A 19,337-nucleotide genomic window follows, 5' to 3' on the forward strand; every position below is an offset into this window, starting at 1 on the left:
CGCCACACCCATGCGCGCGTTCCGGCCGCTATTGAATTGCCCCGGTTTTCAGGGTGACGTGCTTGTATTCGATGAAATCGTCGATCGCGGCGGCACCGTTCAGGCGACCGAGCCCGGATTGGCGGTAGCCGCCCTCCTCGAACTCGTCGTAGACCTTCGCCCAGTCGTTGATCCAAACCGTGCCGACCTGCAGCGCCTGCGCAACGCGCAGCGCGCGCTGCACGTCGCGTGTCCATACCGCGGCGGCCAGCCCGTATTCGCTGTCGTTGGCGAGCATGACGCCTTGTGCCTCGGTTTCGAATACCTGCATCGTCATCACCGGCCCGAACACTTCCTGTTGCACGATGTCGAGCTTCGGGTCGTCGACTTCCAGCAGCGTCGGGCGATAGAACGCACCGCGCGCCAGGTCGCCGTCGGTCACGGGGCCGCCGCGCACCACCACCTGCGCGCCGGCCGCGATTGCCCGGTCGACCGCTTGGTTGACGCGTTCGACGTTGGCCTTGTCGATGAGGGGCCCCATGTCGCTGCGCGGATCGGCGGCGGGTCCGACACGCACGCCGCGAAGGCGTTCGGCGAGGCGCGTGCGCAGCGCATCCGCGATGCCGCGCTGCACGAGCACGCGCGAGCCGGTCATGCAGAACTGGCCGGCGAACACGGTCAGCGATTTTTCGAGGATGGGCAGCGCCTCGTCAAGGTCCGCATCGTCGAATACGACATGCGGCGTCTTGCCACCGAGTTCGAGTCCGAAGCGCTTCAGCCGCTGCGCACCCACGCTGGAGATGGCCCGGCCGGTGGCGGTCGATCCGGTGAAGCTGATGACCGGCACATCGGGAGATGCAACGAGAAATTTCGAGCCGTCCGCGCCCGATTCGCTGAACAGGTTGATGACGCCGCGCGGCAGCGACCGGGCTTCCGAAAGCACGTCGGCAACCAGCGCGTTGGTCTGGGCAGTCTGCCCGGGCATCTTGATCACGGCGGTCGCACCGGCGGCAAGCGCGGGCGCAAGCGAGCGAATCATCAGCACGACCGGCGAATTCCACGGCACGATGATGCCGGCGACGCCCATCGGCTCGCGCAGCACGAACGAGACGACATCGGGTTTCGGCGTGCCGCTGTGCCCCCGTTCGGCCCGCGCCAGCGCGGCGTAATAGCGGAGCTTCGATGGCACCATCGAGATCTCGAAGCGCGCTTCGGGCTTGACCTTGCCGTTCTCGAGCGACAGCAGGTCGATCAACGCTTCGGCGCGTCGTTCGAACGCGGCCGCCAGTTCGTCGAGCACCGTGGCGCGCAATGCGGCGTCACGTTTCCAGCGCGTGCCTTCAAACGCGCTCAGCGCCGCGGCGACGGCCGCCCGCGCCTCGGGTTCTCCGCCGTCGGCGTAGCGGCCGATCACCGCGCCGGTGGCAGGATCGACGGAATCGCGGTGGAGGGGGGAATCGACGCGCTCTCCGTCGATCCAGTGCAGGGCATGAAGCTTGGACATCATGGTGTTCCTCGATCAGATGTAGCGATGGGCGATGTGCTCGGCCGTCGCGATCGTGGTGATGTTGGTGGCGACGGAGATCGCCTCCGGGAAAATCGACGCGTCGACGACGCGCAGATTGCGCACGCCGTGCACGCGTGCGTCGAGATCGACGACAGCGTGCGGATCGTTGATCGCGCCCATCGGCGCCGTCGACGTCGGATGGTGATAGGTATCGAGCGTCGACCGGGCCGACGCGAGGAGCTGCGCGTCGGTCAGGGCGAGCGGCCCCGGATTCAGTTCCTCGTGAATCAGGTCGGACAAAGGCGCGGTGCGGCCGATGCGGCGCGACAATCTGATTCCATCCAGGAGGCGCGCACGATCCCGCTCGTCGGCGAGGAAGTTCAGGTCGATGAGCGGTGCGTCGCCGGGGCGGCGGCTCGCGAGCTTCAGACTGCCGACGGACAGCGGGCGCGTCAACGCCACCGCAAGCACGAAGCCGACCCCGGTCGGGCTCTGGTCGTGCGGAAACAGATGGGTCGCCGTGATGTGCAGATCGAGATCGCCTTCCTGAGCGGTCGAACTGTTCGTCCAGAGGAATGCGCCGATGACCGGCGACGGGTCGCCGATTCGGTCGGGGCGAGCCGCGTACGCGTTGTAATAGAACGGATGATCCTGCAGGCGCTGGCCGACGGGGAGCGCCGCGACCTCGGGGATCGACAGTGCGCGCAGGTCGGCGCCCGGACCGATGCCCGAGCGCAGCAGGATCGCGGCGCTGCCGTATGCGCCCGCACTGAGGATCACTTCGTTTGCATGGATTTCTTCGCCGCTGTCGAGCCTGACGCCGATCGCGCGATCCCCGTCGAACAGCACGCGATCGACGAGCGCATCGCCGCGAATCCGCAGGTTCTGTCTGGCGCGAACTTCGTTGGTCAGGTACGCGATCCCGGTGTTGACGCGCACGCCGTTGACGATGTTCATCGGATACGGCCCGACACCGTTCGCGTCCAGCCCGTCGAAGTCGTCGACGGCGCGGTAGCCGTTCGCGACGGCCGCGTCGATGAAGGCACGCTGCATCGGCGTGACGTCGTCGCGGGTCAGCTGGCGCACCGGCAGCGGTCCCGCATGGCCGTGCAGTTCGGCGCTGCCGGAATCGCGGTGTTCGAGGCGCTTGAATGACGGCAGCATGTCCGCATACGACCAGCCCGGCAGGTTCCAGTGCTTCAGGTCCTGCGGCCGCGCGCGGATCGCGACGGCGCCGTTGATCGCGGAGCTCCCGCCGAGCACCTTGCCGCGCAGCGCGCCGATCGAATGATCGACGTAGCCGGCTTGCGTGCGATATCCCCATTCGTGCGGCGCGTCGCCGCCGACGCGGTCGCTGCTGGCGATCACGCGCGGATAGTCCCACGCGGCGTAGTTGCGGCCGGCTTCGAGCAGCAGCACGTTGCGGCTCGCCTTCTCGCTCAGGCGCGCCGCCATCACCGCGCCGGCCGAGCCGCCGCCGACGATCAGCACGTCGACCGTCTGCCGGCCGCTTCGGGCAGGGCGCCGAGCCGATGCATCGGCCGTGGCCGAGGGTGCCGCGAGCGCGTCGCTGCCGAGCAGCGAGCCGGCGGCAAGCGCCGCGGAATGCGCGACGGCTCGCGCGAGCATGGCGCGTCGCGCCGGATGTTTGAGCGTGGTTTCGTTCATGTCGGCCTTTCCTCGATGGAGTGCGGCCGCCAGCTTACGAACGGGAGGCACGCCGGCATAGCCGGCGGCGGGCGAACCGGCAGTTCGGTTTTTCCGAACGGCGCGGTTCGATCGCACGCGGCGTGTCGGCCGGCGCGATCGAGGAGGTCGTCAGGCCGGTTTGGCGCGCGGCAGGATCCCGCGTTCGATCAGCGGAACATCCCAGCTCGCGGGACGGCCGATCGCATCGGTCAGGAAGTCGAGCAGCGCGTGAATCCTGGGTGACGTGCGGATGCTCTTGCGATATACGACGGAAACGTGGCCGCCCGGCGGCGCGTAGCCGGACAGCACCGGAACCAGTTCGCCGGAAAGCAGCGCATCGGACGCGAGGAAAGTCGGCAGGATCGCGAGGCCGAGGCCGGCGATCGCGCCGGCGAGCAATTGATGGCCCGAGTCGGTCCGCATGCGCGTGCCGATGCGAAACGATTTCGGCTCGCCGTCGACCGGCAGGCACCACATACCGTTCGGCTCGCGATTCAGATAGATCAGTCCATCGTGCCGCGCCAGGTCGTCGGGGTGCGCCGGCACGCCGCGCTGGGCGAGATAGGCAGGACTCGCGCACACCAAATGATGATTTCCGGCGAGCGAGCGCGCCACGAGACTGGAGTCGGCAAGCGGCCCGATGCGGATCGCCGCGTCGAATCGACCGTCGTGGAGATTGGACAGCCGGTCGTCCGCTTCGACGTCGATGCATAGCGCCGGGTACTTCGCGGAGAAGCGCGACAGCAGCGGCGCGAGCTGGCGCGTGATGAAGGTCACGGGCACCGCGAGCCTGAGCGTTCCACTCAGGCTCGAGCCGGCTTCGTGTACGTCGTCCTCGATGCGTTCGAGTTCCTGCAGAAGATGCCGTGACCGCTCGAAGAAACGCGCGCCCGGTTCAGTGAGCTGCAACGGGCGGCCGCGCTTGAGCAGCGGACAGTCGAGGCGTTTCTCGAGACGCTGGACACGCTGGCTGACGATTGATTTGGTGGTGCCGAGACGCCGCGCCGCTTCGGAGAAACTGCCCGATTCGACGACGGCCACGAACGTGCTCATGTCGGAGAATTTGTTCATGCGCTTGACATGGGTGACGGAGGCTGCCCGAACCCTGCGTCCGCGCGCGCCAGCGCAGCATTCTAACGTCGTCCTGCCATGTCGCCCGCCGTTCCTGCCCACAAAGCCCGGCTCGCTACCCCTACTTCATGGGGAGATTGTGCGGAGCCTCGATGGAAGCCGCAAGCATGCCGTTACCCACAAATCGCTTTGAAATCAGCGATCTATGGGGTATTCACGGAAGCCGTCGGAATAGCCGGGAAGCGTTGGATGGCGGAAGGCAGCAGGAGTCGAACCTACCAGGGAGCGTCTGACGCCCCCTACTGGATTTGAAGTCCAGCCGCACCACCGGATACGGATGCCTTCCTTGGGGAAAAAACGCGGGTCTACGCCGTCATACCGAGCCAGTCGCTATCTGGGCGCAAGAGGTGTAAATCGCGGTGGAAGCGAGTATACCCAACCCGATCGAAGAATTCGAGGATCTGGATCGCGCGCTTGCGGCCAAGCCCCGTCGCGTCGCGAAACGTCGCGGCGTCGAGCCCGCCCTCGCGCGCGCGCACGAGCTGCGCGACGAGCATCGCGAGATCCCGCACCACGTCCGCGTGATAGAACAGGTCGCGCACGACCTGATGCACATCGCCGCGCCGCGCGAGCTTGCGCAGCAGCGCACGCACCGCCTCCTCGGCCGCCCCCGTTTCGCGCGCGAGATCGCGCACCCACGGCGGATCGAAACGCCCCGCGCGAATCAGCGGCAGCAGCGTCTGCGCGAGCGCCTCCTCGCGCGCGTCGAGATTCACCGTATGCGACGGCAGATGCAGCCACGGGCCGCTTCTCGCAGCATCGCCGCCCTCCACCAGCGCATCGACCAGCGCGCGCCACAGCGCATCGCCGGCGAGCGGCGCCGCCATCCGGCGCAGGCGCGCCGCATCGATCCCCTGCTCGTCCGGCATGCGCTCGTGATACGCGCGCAGCGTATCGACCGTCTTCGCCTGCAGCGCGCGCCAATGCGCGCGGGCAATCACCCAGCCGTCGTTCGCCGCGCTGCCGTGCTGGCCGATCGCCAGCGCGTCGTCGGGCAACGTCAGCGCGCCCGGCGCGAAGCCGGTCAGGTGCGTGAGCGTCGCGCGCGGAATGCCGAGCGGCGCCTCGCCGAGCAGCGCATCGAGCCGCCCCTCGTCGAGCCATATCGCCAGCGCGTCGAGCCATGCGCGGCGCGCCGGCGTCCGGCGCTTGCGCACGGGCCCGAACGGATCGAGCACGCGCCCGCCGCCGACGGTGCGCGTCGCCTGCGGATTGCGCACGATGAAGCGGTCGCCCGGCAGCGCGAACACGGGCTCGTCGAACACCAGTTGCACGCGCATCCGTTGGCCGGCCGCGAGCGATTCGCCATCGAGCAGCGCGACGTGCGCAACGCGGTGCAGCGTGCCGAGATGCACATGCAGCGGCGCCCAGTGCGTAAGCGTCAGCCCCGCATCGGCGAGCAGCGTCAGCTCGACGTCGATGCGCGGCGACGTCGCGACGAGCCGCGCATCCGCGACCGTATCGCCGCGTTCCACGTCGGCCTTGTCGACCCCGGCCAGATTCAGCGCGCATCGCTCGCCCGCATGCCCGACGTCGACCGGCCGGTTTTGCGCATGGATGCTGCGCACGCGCGCCGCGCCGCCCGTGCGCACGATCGCGAGCGTGTCGCCGGCCTTCGCCTGGCCGGCGAACGCAGTGCCGGTCACGACCGTGCCCTGCCCCGCCAGCGTGAATACGCGGTCGACCGCGAGCCGGAACAGCCCGTCGTCGCGGCGCGCGCGCCACGCGATCGCCGCGTCGCCGAGATGACGCTTGAGCGCCGCGACGCCCGCATCGTCCGCGTCGGTCGCGCGCGTCTCGAACACCGGCGCATCGGCCAGCGTCGAATCGTGCAGCCAGGCGGCGATCTCGTCGCGCACCTGCGCGCGGCGCGCGCTGTCGACGCGGTCGCATTTCGTCAGCGCGATCGCGCCGTGCGTGACGCCGAGCAGTTGCAGGATCGCCAGATGCTCGCGGGTCTGCGGCATCACGCCGTCGTCGGCGGCGATCACGAGCAGCGCGAAGTCGATGCCGCATGCGCCGGCCGCCATCGTATGGATCAGCTTCTCGTGGCCCGGCACGTCGATCAGGCCGAGCACGTCGCCGTTGTCGAGCGGCGTGTATGCATACCCGAGCTCGATCGAGATGCCGCGCGCCTTCTCTTCCTTCAGGCGATCGGTGTCGACGCCCGTCAGCGCGCGCACGAGCGTCGTCTTGCCGTGATCGATGTGTCCCGCCGTACCGACGATCATGCAGCCGGCTCCGCGAAGCGTGCGCACTGCGCGACGAGGGCCGCCTCGTCGTCGGCTTCGAGGCAGCGCAGGTCGAGCCGCAGCGCGCCGTCGGCGATGCGCCCGATCACCGGGCGCGGCCAGCCGCGCAGCTGCTTCTCGAGCTGCGCGAGCGCGCGGCCGCCGCGCTTGCCGTCCGGCGTGCGCACGACGAGCCCGACGCTCGGCAACTGGTCGACCGGCAGCGCGCCGCTGCCGATCTGGCTGAACATCGGCTCGACGCTCACCGTGTAGCCGCTGCCGATTGCCGCCTGCAGCGCGGGCTGCACGCGCGCGGCCGCCGCGGCGATGTCCGCTTGCGGGCGCGTCAGCAGCCGCAGCGTCGTCAGCCGCTCGCGCAGGAATTCCGGCGCCTGGTACAGGCGCAGCACGGGTTCGAGCGCGGCGAGCGTGAGCTTGCCGACGCGCAGCGCGCGCTTGAGCGGATGTTTCTTGATCTTGCCGATCAGCGCGCGATCGCCGACGATCAGGCCGGCCTGCGGCCCGCCCAGCAATTTGTCGCCGCTGAACGTGACAACGTTTGCGCCGCCGGCCACGGTTTCGCGCACCGTCGTCTCATGCGGCAGCCCCCATTGCGTGAGGTCGGCGAGCGTGCCGCTGCCGAGATCGACGGCCACCGGCACGCCGTGCGCGCGCGCAAGCGGCGCGAGTTCGGGCAGCGTCACTTCCTTCGTGAAGCCCGAGATCGCGTAGTTGCTGCAATGCACCTTCATCAGCAGCGCGGTGCGCGGGCCGATCGCTTCTTCGTAGTCGCGCAGGTGCGTGCGATTGGTGGTGCCGACCTCGCGCAGGCGCGCGCCCGCGCGGCTCATGATGTCGGGAATGCGGAACGCGCCACCGATCTCGACCAGCTCGCCGCGCGACACGATCACCTCGCGCTTCGGCGCGAGCGCCGACAGCGTCAGCAGCACCGCGGCCGCGTTGTTGTTGACGACGGTCGCCGCCTCGGCGCCGGTCAGTTCGCACAGCAGATCGTCGATCAGGTCGTCGCGGTCGCCGCGGCGGCCGGTCGCGAGGTCGAATTCGAGATTCACCGGCTGGGTGAGCGCCGCGACCACCGCGCGCACCGCGTCGTCGGGCAGCAGCGCACGGCCGAGATTGGTGTGCAGCACGGTGCCCGTCAGGTTGAAGACGGTGCGCACCGCGCCGGCGCTTTGCGCGGCCAGCGCGCGGGCGACGGCCGCGGCAATGCGCGCTTCGTCGAGCGGCCCGGCCGCCGCCGGATCGTGCTGCGCCGCAGCGCGCCAGCGTTCGAGCTCCGCGCGCACCGCGTTCAGCACACGGGTGCGGCCGTACGTGTCGAGCACCGGCTGCAGCGGCGCCGACGACAGCACGCGCTCCACCGACGGCACGCGCGCGAGCACCGCGTTCAGTTCGTTCAATGCAGGTTCAGTCACGTGTGTGTGGTCTCCTGTGGGCCGGGGCGAGCGCTCAGGCGCAGGCCCCGGCCCCGGGCAAGGCGTTCATTCTTCCCGCGACACGTCCGGCCACAGCAGCGGGTTCGGCGAACTGCGCTGATAGCCGGCCTCGTTCATCAGCAGGTCGAGCGTGAGGCTCGCGAGATCGTCCGCGAGCGGCTCGAAATCGTAATCCTTGTTCTGGTAGCCGATCTTGCGGTACGTCTTGCATTCGTCGCACGATTCGGCCTTCACGGCTTCGCTGCCGCCCTCGATGCCGTGGTACGCGATGCCCTTCGTCGAATCGCAGTGCGAGCACTTGGTGCGCACCATGTGCCACTCGGTCGTGCACAGCCCGCATTGCAGGAACCGGTAGCCTTCGTACTGGCCGCCCACGCGCACCACGCTCGCGACCGGGTGCGTGCCGCACACCGGGCACAGCCCCGGCTGGTCGAGGAACGGCACGTCGGCCGGCGGCGTGCGGCTCGCGAGGTCGGTCCACACCACCTGCAGCGCGGCCATCAGGAACGGCGCGGTGGCCGGTTCGACTTCGGCGAAGCGCAGCGCGAGGATCGCATCGGCCTGCGCGTCGAGCTCGGCCGGCGCCATCAGGCGGAGCCGGTCGAGCAGCTTCGCGAGCGCCGGATTGACGAGCCCGGCGCCTTCGACGCGGTCGAGCAGTTCATACAGCACGGCCCGCCATTGCGGATCGCGCTCGCCGCCGAGCGCCGGCACGAGCGGCATCGAATGCTGCTGCGCGCGCGCGATCGCGTCCGGCGACGGCATCTGCGCGGCGAAATCCTGCAGCACCGCGTGCTGCGCGTCGGCGAGCACCGCCATCAGCCGCAGGTAGCCGCCGATCGGGTTCAGGTCGGCCAGCTGGCGCAGGCGCGCGGCGCGCGCCGAGAAAACCGTGGCGCGTTCCGGCAGGCGGAAGCGCGGAATCGCCGAATGATCGAGCGCCGAGATCTCGGTCGGCTCAAGAATGCGTTGTGTCACGAGAGTGTCTTCCAAAAAAACAAGCGCCGACGCGTCGGCGCTTCAGGCAAGTTCCGGCAATGGCCGGAGCCGCGCGCCGCAACCGGCGCGCCGCCCCGTTCCGGTGCGCTACTTCACGCTTTCACGGAACCACTTCGGATGGTGCTTGCGCGCCCAGCCGAGGGTTACCGTGCCGCGCACCATCGCCCGGATCGAGCCCTTGATCCACAGCGCCGCATAGATATGCGTGACGATGCCGACGATCAGCACGAACGCCGCGACGGCGTGGACGACTGCCGCGATCCGGATCACCCCGATCGGGAAGTAGAACGAGAAATACCGCCGCCAGATGACGATGCCCGACAGCAGCAACAGCGCGAGACACGCCACCATCGCGAAGAATAGCAGTTTCTGTCCGGCGTTATAGCGCCCGATCTCCGGCAGCTTGTCCTCGCGGTTCGCGAGCACGTCGTCGATCTGGCGCAGCCACTGCACGTCGTCGCGGTCGAGCACGTTGTGATGCCAGTAGCGCACGGCCATCACCGCGAACGACACGAACATCACGAGGCCGACGAACGGGTGCAGGATCCGCGTCCACTGGCCGCCGCCGAACAGCGCGGTGAGCCAGAACATCGACGGATGGAACAGCGCGAGCCCCGACAGCGCGAGCAGCACGAACGTGATCGCGGTGATCCAGTGGTTCGTCCGCTCGTTCGCCGTGTAGCGGACGATCAGGTTGGGGTCGTCGTGCTTCATTTCGCGTCCTCCTTGATGCGTCGCGCTTCGTCGCGGGCGGCGGCTTCCTCCTCGTCGCTCACCTCGTTCGGGCCGACCCGGGTGTAGTGGAAGAAGCCGGCCAGCGCCGTGAGCGCAATGCCCGCGACCGCGAGCGGCTTCGCGATGCCCTTCCACAGCTTCACCATCGGGCTGATCGACGGGTTGTCCGGCAGGCCGTGGTACAGCGACGGCTTGTCGGCATGGTGCAGCACGTACATCACGTGCGTGCCGCCGACGCCCTGCGGATCGTACAGCCCCGCGTGCTCGAAGCCGCGCTCCTTCAGGTCCTCGATCCGCTCGGCCGCGTGCTGCTTCATGTCCTCCTTGGTGCCGAACACGATCGCGCCCGTCGGGCAGGTCTTCACGCAGGCCGGCTCCTGGCCGACCGCGACGCGGTCGGAGCAGAGCGTGCACTTGTACGCGCGATGATCCTTCTTCGAGATCCGCGGGACGTTGAACGGGCAGCCGGTCACGCAATAGCCGCAGCCGATGCAGTTCTCCTCGTGGAAATCGACGATCCCGTTGTTGTACTGCACGATCGCGCCCGGCGACGGGCACGCCTTCAGACAGCCCGGATCCTCGCAGTGCATGCAGCCGTCCTTGCGGATCAGCCATTCGAGGTCGCCCGCCGGGTTCTCGTATTCGGCGAAGCGCATCACCGTCCACGAGTGCTCCGACAGGTCGGCCGGGTTGTCGTACACGCCGACGTTGGTGCCGACTTCGTCGCGCAGGTCGTTCCACTCCATGCACGCCGTCTGGCACGCCTTGCAGCCGATGCACTTCGACACGTCGATCAGTTTCGCGACGCTCCCGGTCACCGGCTCGCGCGCCGTGGGCGGCGGCGTGGTGGTGGCCGACACGCGCTTGATATCCAGCGATTGCAATGCCATCTCTTTCCCCTTACGCCTTTTCGACCTTCACCAGGAACGACTTGAATTCCGGTGTGTACGAGTTGCCGTCACCCACGGACGGAGTCAGGGTATTCGCGAGATAGCCGGGCTTCGTCAACCCCTTGAAGCCCCAGTGCAACGGGATACCGACCGTCTGGACCTTCTTGCCGTCGACCGTCAGCGGCTTTATCCGCTTCGTGACGAGCGCCACCGCGACGATATGGCCGCGCTTGGACGACACCCTCACGCGATCGCCGTGCGCGACGCCGACTTCCTTCGCGAGGTCTTCGCCGATCTCGACGAATTGCTCGGGCTGGATGATCGAGTTCAGCCGCGCATGCTTGGTCCAGTAGTGGAAATGCTCGGTCAGACGATAGGTCGTCGCGACGTGCGGGAACTCCGCGACCTTGCCGAACGACGCGCGATCGTCCGGGAACACGCGGGCGGCCGGGTTGTTCAGCGCCTGCGGGTTGTTCGGATGGAACGGGTTCGCGGCGAGCGGCGTCTCGAACGGCTCGTAGTGCTCGGGGAACGGGCCTTCGTTCATCCCGGCGCGCGCGAAGAAGCGTGCGACGCCTTCCGGGTTCATGATGAACGGGCCCATGCCGGTCTCGGGCGACTCGTCGGCCTTGTAGTCGGGAATGTCCGGGCCCGACCACGCGCTGCCGTTCCAGCCGATCAGTTTCCGGGTCGGGTCGAACGGCTTGCCGCCGACGTCGCACGATGCGCGGTTGTACAGGATCCGCCGGTTCGCGGGCCATGCCCACGCCCAGCCGAGCGTCTGGCCGATGCCGGTCGGATCCGAGTTGTCGCGCCGCCCCATCTGGTTGCCGGCCTGCGTCCACGATCCGCAGAAGATCCAGCAGCCGCTCGCCGTCGTGCCGTCGTCCTTCAGCTGCGCGAACGCGGCGAGCTGCTCGCCCTTCTTCACGAGCGTCTTGGCCGGATCCTTCGGATCGGGCAGGTCGGCCAGCGCCTTGCCGTTGAACTCCTTCGCGAGCTCTTCGGGCGTCGGGCTTTCCGGGTTCGCGTACGGCCAGGTCAGGTTGACGATCGGGTCGGGGAACTTGCCGCCGTCCTTCTTGTACGCATCGCGCATGCGCTGGAACAGCCCCGACATGATCTCGAGATCGCTGCGCGCCTCGCCCGGCGGCTCCGCGCCCTTCCAGTGCCATTGCAGCACGCGGCTCGAACTCACGAGCGAGCCGTTTTCCTCCGCGAAGCACGTGGTGGGCAAACGGAACACCTCGGTCTGGATCTTCGACGAATCGACGTCGTTGTAGTCGCCGTGGTTCTTCCAGAACTCCGACGTCTCGGTCGCGAGCGGATCCATGATCACGAGCCACTTCAGCTTCGCGAGCCCCGCGGCCGTCTTCACCTTCGACGGCGCGGCCGCAAGCGGGTTGAAGCCCTGGCAGATGTAGCCGTTCATCTTGCCGGCATTCATCAGCTCGATCGTCTGCAGCAGGTCGTACTGCTTGTCGAGCTTCGGCAGGTAGTCGTAGCCCCAGTTGTTCTCGGCGGTCGCCGCATCGCCCCACCACGCCTTCATGAAGCTGACATGGAAGGCCTTGTAGTTCTTCCAGTAGCTGAGCTGGTTCGGCCGCAGCGGCTGCTGCGCGCGCTTCTTGATGTAGCCGTCGAAGTCCTGCTCGGACTGCATCGGCAGCGTCATGTAGCCCGGCAGCAGGTTCGACATCAGCCCGAGGTCGGTCAGCCCCTGGATGTTCGAGTGGCCGCGCAGCGCGTTCATGCCGCCGCCGGCGATGCCGATGTTGCCGAGCAGCAGCTGCACCATCGCGCCGGTGCGGATCATCTGCGCGCCGATCGAGTGGTGGGTCCAGCCGAGCGCGTACAGGATCGTGCCGGCGCGGCCGGGCACGGCGGTGGTCGCGAGCATCTCGCAGACCTTCAGGAACTTGTCCTTCGGCGTGCCGCACACCTGCTCGACCATCTCGGCCGTATAGCGCGCGTAGTGCTGCTTCAGCAGGTTGTAGACGCAGCGCGGGTGCGCGAGCGTCGGGTCGACCTTCACGAAGCCGTCGTCGCCGCGCTCGTAGTCCCAGCTCGACTTGTCCGGGTACGCGTGCTTCTCGGCGTCGTAGCCGGAATAGATGCCGTCGTTGAACGCGAAATCCTCGCGCACGATGAACGAGAAGTCCGTGTAGTTCTTCACGTACTCATGCTGGATCTTGTCGTTCGTCAGCAGATAGTTGATGACGCCGCCCAGGAAGGCGATGTCGGTGCCGGTGCGAATCGGCGCGTAGTAGTCCGCCACCGAGGCGGTGCGCGTAAAGCGCGGGTCGACGACGATCAGCCGCGCCTTGCGGTGCGCCTTCGCCTCCGTTACCCACTTGAATCCGCACGGATGGGCCTCGGCTGCATTGCCGCCCATCACGAGAATCACGTCCGCGTTCTTGATGTCGACCCAATGGTTCGTCATCGCTCCACGGCCAAACGTCGGGGCAAGACCTGCCACCGTCGGGCCATGTCAGACACGCGCCTGATTGTCGAACGCGAGCATCCCCGTGCTGCGGATGACCTTGTGCGTCAGGTAACCGACCTCGTTGCTGCCCGCCGATGCGGCCAGCATGCCGGTCGTGAGCCAGCGGTTGACCTTCGCGCCGTCGTCGGTCGTCTCGACGAAGTTCGCGTCGCGGTCGGCCTTCATCAGCTTCGCGATGCGGTCGAGCGCGTCGTTCCACGAAATGCGCTCCCACTTGTCCGAACCCGGTGCACGGTATTCCGGATGCATCAGGCGGCTCGGGCTGTGGATGAAGTCGATCAGGCTCGCGCCCTTCGGGCACAGCGTGCCGCGATTGACCGGGTGGTCGGGGTCGCCTTCGATGTGGATGATGCTCGACTGCGCGTTCTTCGCGCCGTCGCCCAGGCTGTACATCAGGATGCCGCAGCCGACGGAGCAGTATGGGCAGGTGTTGCGTGTTTCGACGGTTCGCGCCAGCTTGTACTGACGGACCTCCGCGAGCGCTTCGGTCGGCGAGAAGCCCATGAGGGCAAGACTCGATCCGGCGAGCGACGTGGCGGTCACTTTCAGGAACTGGCGCCGGGACATTTGTAGCATGATGGTCTCGGCTTTATTGTGGGGGGATCGAAAGGAATTATAGACAGTTCACGCAACTATGTTCGAATCTTCGTATCAATATTGAATTGTCCGGTATGCACAAATGGAGCTTTACGTGGCGTCGCCCTCCCGCGTCACGACCCGATACGCGATGAAACCACATATTCCCGCTGATGCGACCCGCCTGGCAAGACGGCAGGCCAACTGGGCGCTGGCCGCGTTCCAGCGTTTTTCGTCGGACCGCTGCACGACGATGGCCGCGAGCATCGCGTTCTATTCGGCGTTCTCGCTCGCGCCGATGCTCGTGATGGTGATCGCGGTGGCCGGCTGGTTCTACGGCGACGATGCCGCGCGCGGCCAGGTGTTCGAGCAGGCGCGCCAGCTGATCGGCGACGACGCGGCGGCGAGCGTGCAGACCATCGTCCAGAACGCGCACCGCAGCGGCCAGCGCGGCGGCCTCGCGACGCTGATCTCGTTCGCCGCGCTGGCGGTCGGTGCGTCGGCAACGTTCGCGTCGCTCAACACCGCGCTGAGCGTGATCTGGCCGGCGGCCGAGAGGCGCTGGTCGAACGTGCTCGGCCTCGTGCGGGTGCGGCTGGTCTCGTTCGGGCTCGTGCTCGGCGTCGCGTTCCTGCTGATCGTCTCGCTCGTGCTCGACACGGCGATCACGTTCGTCGGCATGTGGCTATGGGGCGATTCGCCGTATATCGCGATCACCAACGTCGTGCAGTTCTTCGCCGGCATCGCGGTGCTCGCGGCCGCGTTCGCCACGCTGATGAAGTTCCTGCCGGACGCGCGCGTCGCGTGGCGCGACGCGACCATCGGCGGCAGCGTGTCCGCCATCCTGTTCTCCGGCGGCAAGAAGCTGTTCGCGCTGTATCTCGCGCATGCCGGCACCGCGAGCGCGTTCGGCGCGGCCGGGTCGTTCGCGGTGCTGCTGATGTGGCTGTACTTCTCCGCCGCCGTGCTGCTGCTCGGCGCGGAATTCGCGGCGGCGAGGGGCGCCGCGCATGGGGATCCGGCCGGCCCGCCGACGGAAACATCCGAAGCCAGCCGGCCGCGCGAGTCGTGACGCGGCGATGCGATTTCAATGTCTGGCGATTCGCTTACGCGAGTAGCACAATTTGCGCAACTGAGTCTTTTCCGGAGGTCCCGGCGCATGACGCGCCGCGCCGGACACGCCCTCGCGTCCAAAACGCTCGCCGCGGCATGCGCAAACGTTTGCCAATCGCATTTTCATCGCACCATTGCAGGGAATCAAAGGGTCGCTCGTGGTGCATGCCGAGCGTCACAACAATCGCGCCGCAGCAATTGTCAACTATTTCAAAAATAGGAATAGTGCTTGATGTCCTTGATCTATATGGATTTTTCTCCGGTGTGATGTTTTGGAGACACTTTATTTTTTGAGCTTTCTTGCGCGTATGGCACTGAGCTATTCTGCAATCCGCAACAAATAACGACTCACGAATTACTCGCGTGGAGAAACTCAACGATGAAGAAAATTGCACTTTCTACCCTCTCGCTCGCCCTGCTGGGCGCTGCTGGCGCTGCTCAGGCTCAGTCGAGCGTGACGCTGTACGGCGTGATCGACACGTCGATCACCTATGTTCACGGTAACGCAGGTCAAGGCAACAATATGTGGGCGATGGGTAGCGGCAACCTGCAAGGCAGCCGCTTCGGCCTGAAGGGTGCCGAGGACCTCGGTGGTGGCCTGAAGGCAATCTTCCAGTTGGAAAACGGCTTCGACTCGACGTCGGGTGCGCTGGGCCAGGGCAAGCGCATGTTCGGTCGTCAGGCTTACGTCGGTCTGGAAAGCAGCCAGTACGGTACGCTCACGCTGGGTCGCCAGTATGACCCGCTCGTCGACCTGGTCCAGGCCGTAACGGCCGACAACTATTTCGGCAGCGTCTTCGCAACGCCGGGTGACGTCGACAACAACGACAACAGCCTGCGCGTCAGCAACGCAATCAAGTACACGTCGCCGGTGTTCGCCGGCTTCCAGGTCGAAGGCATGTACGCCCTCGGCGGCGTGGCAGGCAAGACGGGCTCGGGCCAGACCTGGTCGGTCGCAGCCGCCTACAACAACGGCCCGGTTGGCGTTGCTGCCGGCTACTTCTACGCGAACAACCCGTCGCCGACGGCCGCCGGCCTCCGCTCCGGCTGGGGTTCGACGACGTCCGACAACATCGTCGAAGGTCCGATCAACTCGGGTTACGTGACGGCCAAGTCGATCGGGATCGCCCAGGTTGCAGGTCAGTACGCGATCGGCCCGGTGACGTTCGGCATTGGCTACAGCAATGCGCAGTACAAGCCGGACGCATTCTCGGGCTTCAGCTCGACCCAAAAGTACAACACGGGCCGCGGCTTCGTGACGTACCAGGTCACGCCGCCGCTGCTGCTGGGTCTCGGCTACGCGTACACGAAGGCAAGCGGCGACACGGACGCGAAGTACCATCAGGTTTCGCTGGGTGCGGATTACTCGCTGTCGAAGCGCACGGACGTCTACCTGGTCGGCGCATACCAGCACGCAAGCGGCACGCAGCTCGTCGACGGCGTACGGCAGCCCGCGCAAGCATCGGTCGGCTCGTATGGTTTCGCCGGCACGAAGTCGCAAGAAGTGGTTGCACTCGGCCTGCGCCACAAGTTCTAAAAACAATGTTCCCGGCACGCGGCGTCTTCGGATGCCGTGTCGCCGGCCTGCAAAGCCAGTCATCGGTTTCGGCCATGGCTGGCTTTTTTCTTGCCTGCGGCCGGCGAGACATGACCGTTTACGCATCGCGCAGGCGTGTTCGAGCACTCGGGTTCAGCACTCGGCGCGGCCGTGCGCCGTATGTCATTCAGCGTGCTGATAAGGCGATAGACGCCCCTTCCCGATACCGCCGACATCACCTGCTCGCCCCCTCCCAAGCAGGCGACAGGGCCCGCTCCAGCAGAACGCAGACCCACGGCAGTCGATTCGATTGCCGGGCGCCTCAAGCGCTCGCTGCTGCCGCTGCGGCTGCACGGATGCAGCAACCCTCCACTTCGATCTTGCAGCCCGAACACGGCGCGTTTGGCGCAGCCTCCGGCTCGCATCGCCACCGGGCACGAACCGTCATCGACGGCAAGCCGCTGCGACACCGGCAAGGCATGCGTCGATGCGAACGGAGATGCAGACGCATCCGCTGCGTCGCATGCAGCCGCAGAAACGACGCCCAAGCATCCCGCTCCGTTCGCGCTCCCTGCATCGACCCGCGCCGAATTGACGAACGTGCGCCGCAACCGAGGACATCACGAACGCGTTACGCCGATACCCGCCGCACATCCCGCACGCGCACGCGCTTCGCCTCGTCGCTTCAACGCGACTTCATCCACTCGCCCGCCACGCCCACGCCCACGCCACAAAAAAAGAATCCCCGTACGCTTTCGCGTACGGGGATCGTCGGACACCGCCACAGCCGCCGGCCCACGGGCCGGCGCCTGTCGCGCCGCACTTATGCAGCCGCGTCCTTCAGCTTCTTCAGCGCACGTGCCTTCACGCGCACGCTGGCCGGCTTTGCCGGGAACCAACGCTCTTCGCCCGTGAACGGATCCTTGCCGAAGCGCTTCTTCTTCGCCGGCACAGCTTGCGCCGTGATCTTCAGCAGACCCGGCAGCGTGAACTCGCCTGCGCCCTTCTTGTGGACCGAGCCCAGCACGACGTTCTCGAGTGCGGCCAGCACTGCCTTGACGGCCTTCACTTCGACGGCTGCGCGCTCAGCGATGTGCGTCGCGAGCGAAGCCTTCGTGAACTTGTCCTTCAGCGGCGTCGGAGCGGCGGGAGCCTTCGCGACGACGGCCTTCTTGGCCGCTACTTTCTTCGCGGGCTCGGCTTTTTTGGCAGCCACTTTCTTGGCCGGTGCGGCAGCCTTCTTGGCCACCTTTTTTGCGGAAGTCGCCATGTTTCTCCTACCAGGTGTGGTCGTTGGATACACGAAGCACGCAACACGCGCGCTTCAACGCCGGATTCTACAAGCGCCATGACGCTTCGTGCAGCACTTTTGTGTGTTTTCCGCGGGTTTCCAGCAGGTTTTGTTGCGCGCTGCTGACTACGACACCGCGCGAAACGCAAAAAACGCCTATACGTACGCGTCGTTTCGCGAATTACGTTCGATATTTGCGCGCCTATACTGCCGTCGCCCAATGCCCGGATGCCCTCATGCGCGAAATCAGATACGTCAAGGGACTCGACGGCCTGCGCGCCATCGCGGTCATCCTCGTCTTCCTGTCCCACAAGGGCCACGTCCTCGCGATCGACGTCGGCAAGCTCGGCGTGTGGACGTTTTTCCTGATCAGCGGATTCCTGATCGTCGGCGAGCTGCATCGCAGCCGCCAGGAGATCGAGCGCGGCACGTTGACGCAGCGTCACGCATTCAGCCTGTTCCTCGCGAAGCGCGCGCTGCGGATCTTCCCCGTCTACTACCTGCTGCTCGCCGCGCTCGCGCTCGCGCATGCGCTGTTCTACCAGCGCGACGTCGATCTCGGTCTCGCGTGGCACGCGCTGTTCCTGTCGAACGCATGGATCGGCGTGGTCAAGAACGGCTGGCCCGGCTCGACGTCGCACTTCTGGAGCCTCGCCGTCGAACAGCAGTTCTACCTGATCGCGCCGCTTGCGCTGCTCGCCACGCCGTCCGCGCGGCACATCGCGCTCGGCATCGCCGCGATCGCGCTGTGTGCGGCCGCGCATCTCGGCCTCTATCTGGCGGGCGCGTCACCGGTGCTGATCTATGCGTTTTCGCCGTGGAATTTCGCGCTGATCGCGCTCGGCGGTGTCGGCGCGATGGCGCTGGCCAGCCACGGCCCCGTCGTGTCGCACCGCCTGCCGCCCGGCTGGCTCGCGGCGGCAGGCGTCGTGTTCTTCCTCGTGCTGCCCGCGTGCACCACGCTGCCGAACGCGCTGGCGGGCATCGCGGACCTCGGCCTGTCCGCGTCGCTCGGCGCGCTGCTGCTCTGGATCGTCGGCGCCCCCGACCATCCCGCCGTCGCGCTGCTGGACCGCGCGCCGCTCGTCTACCTCGGCACGATCAGCTACGGCTTCTACCTGTTCCACAACCTGATCCCCGCGCGCTTCGGCGTGATGCCGGCGGGCTTCCAGCACGCGCACGTGCCGCAGATCGTCCAGGACGTCGTGCCCGAAATGCTGCAGTTCGGGCTCGCGGTGCTGCTCGCGCATCTTTCCTGGCGCTATCTCGAAAAAAGGCTGCTCGACTGCAAGAAGCCGATCGCCGCGCGGCTCGCACGGCATTTCGCGGCGCCGCAACGCACGTCCGCGCGCTGACGGCGGCGCGGCCCTGCATCGCGCGGCCTCCGGCACGCTTGCAAGCGGCCGGCGACGAGCTACGGGTGCAGCAGCAGGACGTCGCCGATACGCGGTGAAACGTCGCCATGCTTGCGCCTGAAAAATGCCATCGTGCATTGATGCAATGCCGCGCGCGATTCCAGCGGATGCACGCCGTATCCGCGGCCCGCTTCGCCACCTACGCCGCGTTCCACCCCGGCTGCACGGCTGCATACCGCGACGACGAGGACATCCCCGCCCGGCCCACCCGCAAAAAAGCCCCGGACGCAATGCGTACCGGGGCCAACGGAACAACCACCACCTGAAACGTGACGCGCAGG

At 67.0% G+C, this 19,337-nt stretch carries 14 protein-coding genes and 1 tRNA gene; 4 read left to right on the forward strand and 11 right to left on the reverse strand.

Annotated elements, in window-relative coordinates:
- Positions 1–28: 28 nt before the first annotated feature.
- From ABFO07_RS24625 to fdnG, 10 genes are all read right to left on the reverse strand, one after another.
- Positions 29–1,486 carry an aldehyde dehydrogenase family protein gene (locus ABFO07_RS24625; RefSeq protein WP_059963358.1) on the reverse strand — a complete coding sequence of 486 codons (1,458 nt, stop codon included), beginning with the start codon at positions 1,484–1,486 and terminating at the stop codon, positions 29–31.
- A 12-nt stretch (positions 1,487–1,498) separates the two neighbouring features.
- Complete coding sequence (locus ABFO07_RS24630; RefSeq protein ID WP_347468724.1) at positions 1,499–3,154, reverse strand: GMC family oxidoreductase; 1,656 nt, start codon at positions 3,152–3,154, stop codon at positions 1,499–1,501.
- Between the two features lie 150 nt (positions 3,155–3,304).
- A complete protein-coding gene (locus tag ABFO07_RS24635; RefSeq protein ID WP_059884267.1) occupies positions 3,305–4,246 on the reverse strand; it encodes a LysR family transcriptional regulator in 942 nt (313 codons plus the stop codon).
- A gap of 250 nt (positions 4,247–4,496) precedes the next feature.
- Positions 4,497–4,592 (reverse strand) — tRNA-Sec (locus ABFO07_RS24640).
- Positions 4,593–4,611: 19 nt separating this feature from the next.
- Complete coding sequence (gene selB / locus ABFO07_RS24645) at positions 4,612–6,537, reverse strand: selenocysteine-specific translation elongation factor (RefSeq protein ID WP_059884268.1); 1,926 nt, start codon at positions 6,535–6,537, stop codon at positions 4,612–4,614.
- The gene (selA, locus tag ABFO07_RS24650) at positions 6,534–7,973 is read right to left on the reverse strand and encodes an L-seryl-tRNA(Sec) selenium transferase (protein ID WP_059884269.1); all 1,440 of its coding nucleotides are present in this window, start codon (positions 7,971–7,973) and stop codon (positions 6,534–6,536) included. The genes selB and selA overlap by 4 nt, the downstream gene beginning before the upstream one ends.
- 66 nt (positions 7,974–8,039) lie before the next feature.
- Positions 8,040–8,972, reverse strand: coding sequence for a formate dehydrogenase accessory protein FdhE (gene fdhE / locus ABFO07_RS24655; protein ID WP_175038303.1), 933 nt, complete (start codon positions 8,970–8,972; stop codon positions 8,040–8,042).
- 108 nt (positions 8,973–9,080) lie between these two features.
- Positions 9,081–9,707: a formate dehydrogenase subunit gamma gene (locus ABFO07_RS24660; RefSeq protein WP_059808447.1), complete on the reverse strand. Its 627-nt coding sequence runs from the start codon at positions 9,705–9,707 to the stop codon at positions 9,081–9,083.
- On the reverse strand, positions 9,704–10,618 hold the full coding sequence (gene fdxH, locus ABFO07_RS24665; protein ID WP_059808450.1) for a formate dehydrogenase subunit beta: 915 nt from the start codon (positions 10,616–10,618) through the stop codon (positions 9,704–9,706). Before fdxH ends, ABFO07_RS24660 begins: the two co-directional genes overlap by 4 nt.
- 10 nt (positions 10,619–10,628) lie before the next feature.
- Entirely contained in the window at positions 10,629–13,700 is a 3,072-nt protein-coding gene (gene fdnG, locus ABFO07_RS24670; protein ID WP_081068445.1) for a formate dehydrogenase-N subunit alpha, read from the reverse strand.
- Positions 13,701–13,851: 151 nt separating this feature from the next.
- Here fdnG and ABFO07_RS24675 point away from each other — a divergent pair, with 151 nt between their 5' ends.
- Positions 13,852–14,772, forward strand: coding sequence for a YihY/virulence factor BrkB family protein (locus ABFO07_RS24675; protein ID WP_059911159.1), 921 nt, complete (start codon positions 13,852–13,854; stop codon positions 14,770–14,772).
- A 420-nt stretch (positions 14,773–15,192) separates the two neighbouring features.
- Positions 15,193–16,350 carry a porin gene (locus tag ABFO07_RS24680; protein ID WP_059563535.1) on the forward strand — a complete coding sequence of 386 codons (1,158 nt, stop codon included), beginning with the start codon at positions 15,193–15,195 and terminating at the stop codon, positions 16,348–16,350.
- An 823-nt stretch (positions 16,351–17,173) separates the two neighbouring features.
- Here the strand turns inward: ABFO07_RS24680 and ABFO07_RS24685 are convergent.
- Entirely contained in the window at positions 17,174–17,620 is a 447-nt protein-coding gene (locus tag ABFO07_RS24685) for an HU family DNA-binding protein (RefSeq protein WP_059563534.1), read from the reverse strand.
- Between the two features lie 257 nt (positions 17,621–17,877).
- On the opposite strand from ABFO07_RS24685, the gene ABFO07_RS24690 reads away from it, so the two are divergent.
- Together ABFO07_RS24690 and ABFO07_RS24695 are read left to right on the forward strand one after the other, a co-directional pair.
- The gene (locus ABFO07_RS24690) at positions 17,878–18,996 is read left to right on the forward strand and encodes an acyltransferase family protein (RefSeq protein WP_347468725.1); all 1,119 of its coding nucleotides are present in this window, start codon (positions 17,878–17,880) and stop codon (positions 18,994–18,996) included.
- A 107-nt stretch (positions 18,997–19,103) separates the two neighbouring features.
- Entirely contained in the window at positions 19,104–19,322 is a 219-nt protein-coding gene (locus ABFO07_RS24695; RefSeq protein ID WP_124546202.1) for a hypothetical protein, read from the forward strand.
- Positions 19,323–19,337: the final 15 nt, after the last annotated feature.

It is taken from the genome of Burkholderia stagnalis, from assembly GCF_039848545.1.
Classification (GTDB): domain Bacteria; phylum Pseudomonadota; class Gammaproteobacteria; order Burkholderiales; family Burkholderiaceae; genus Burkholderia; species Burkholderia stagnalis.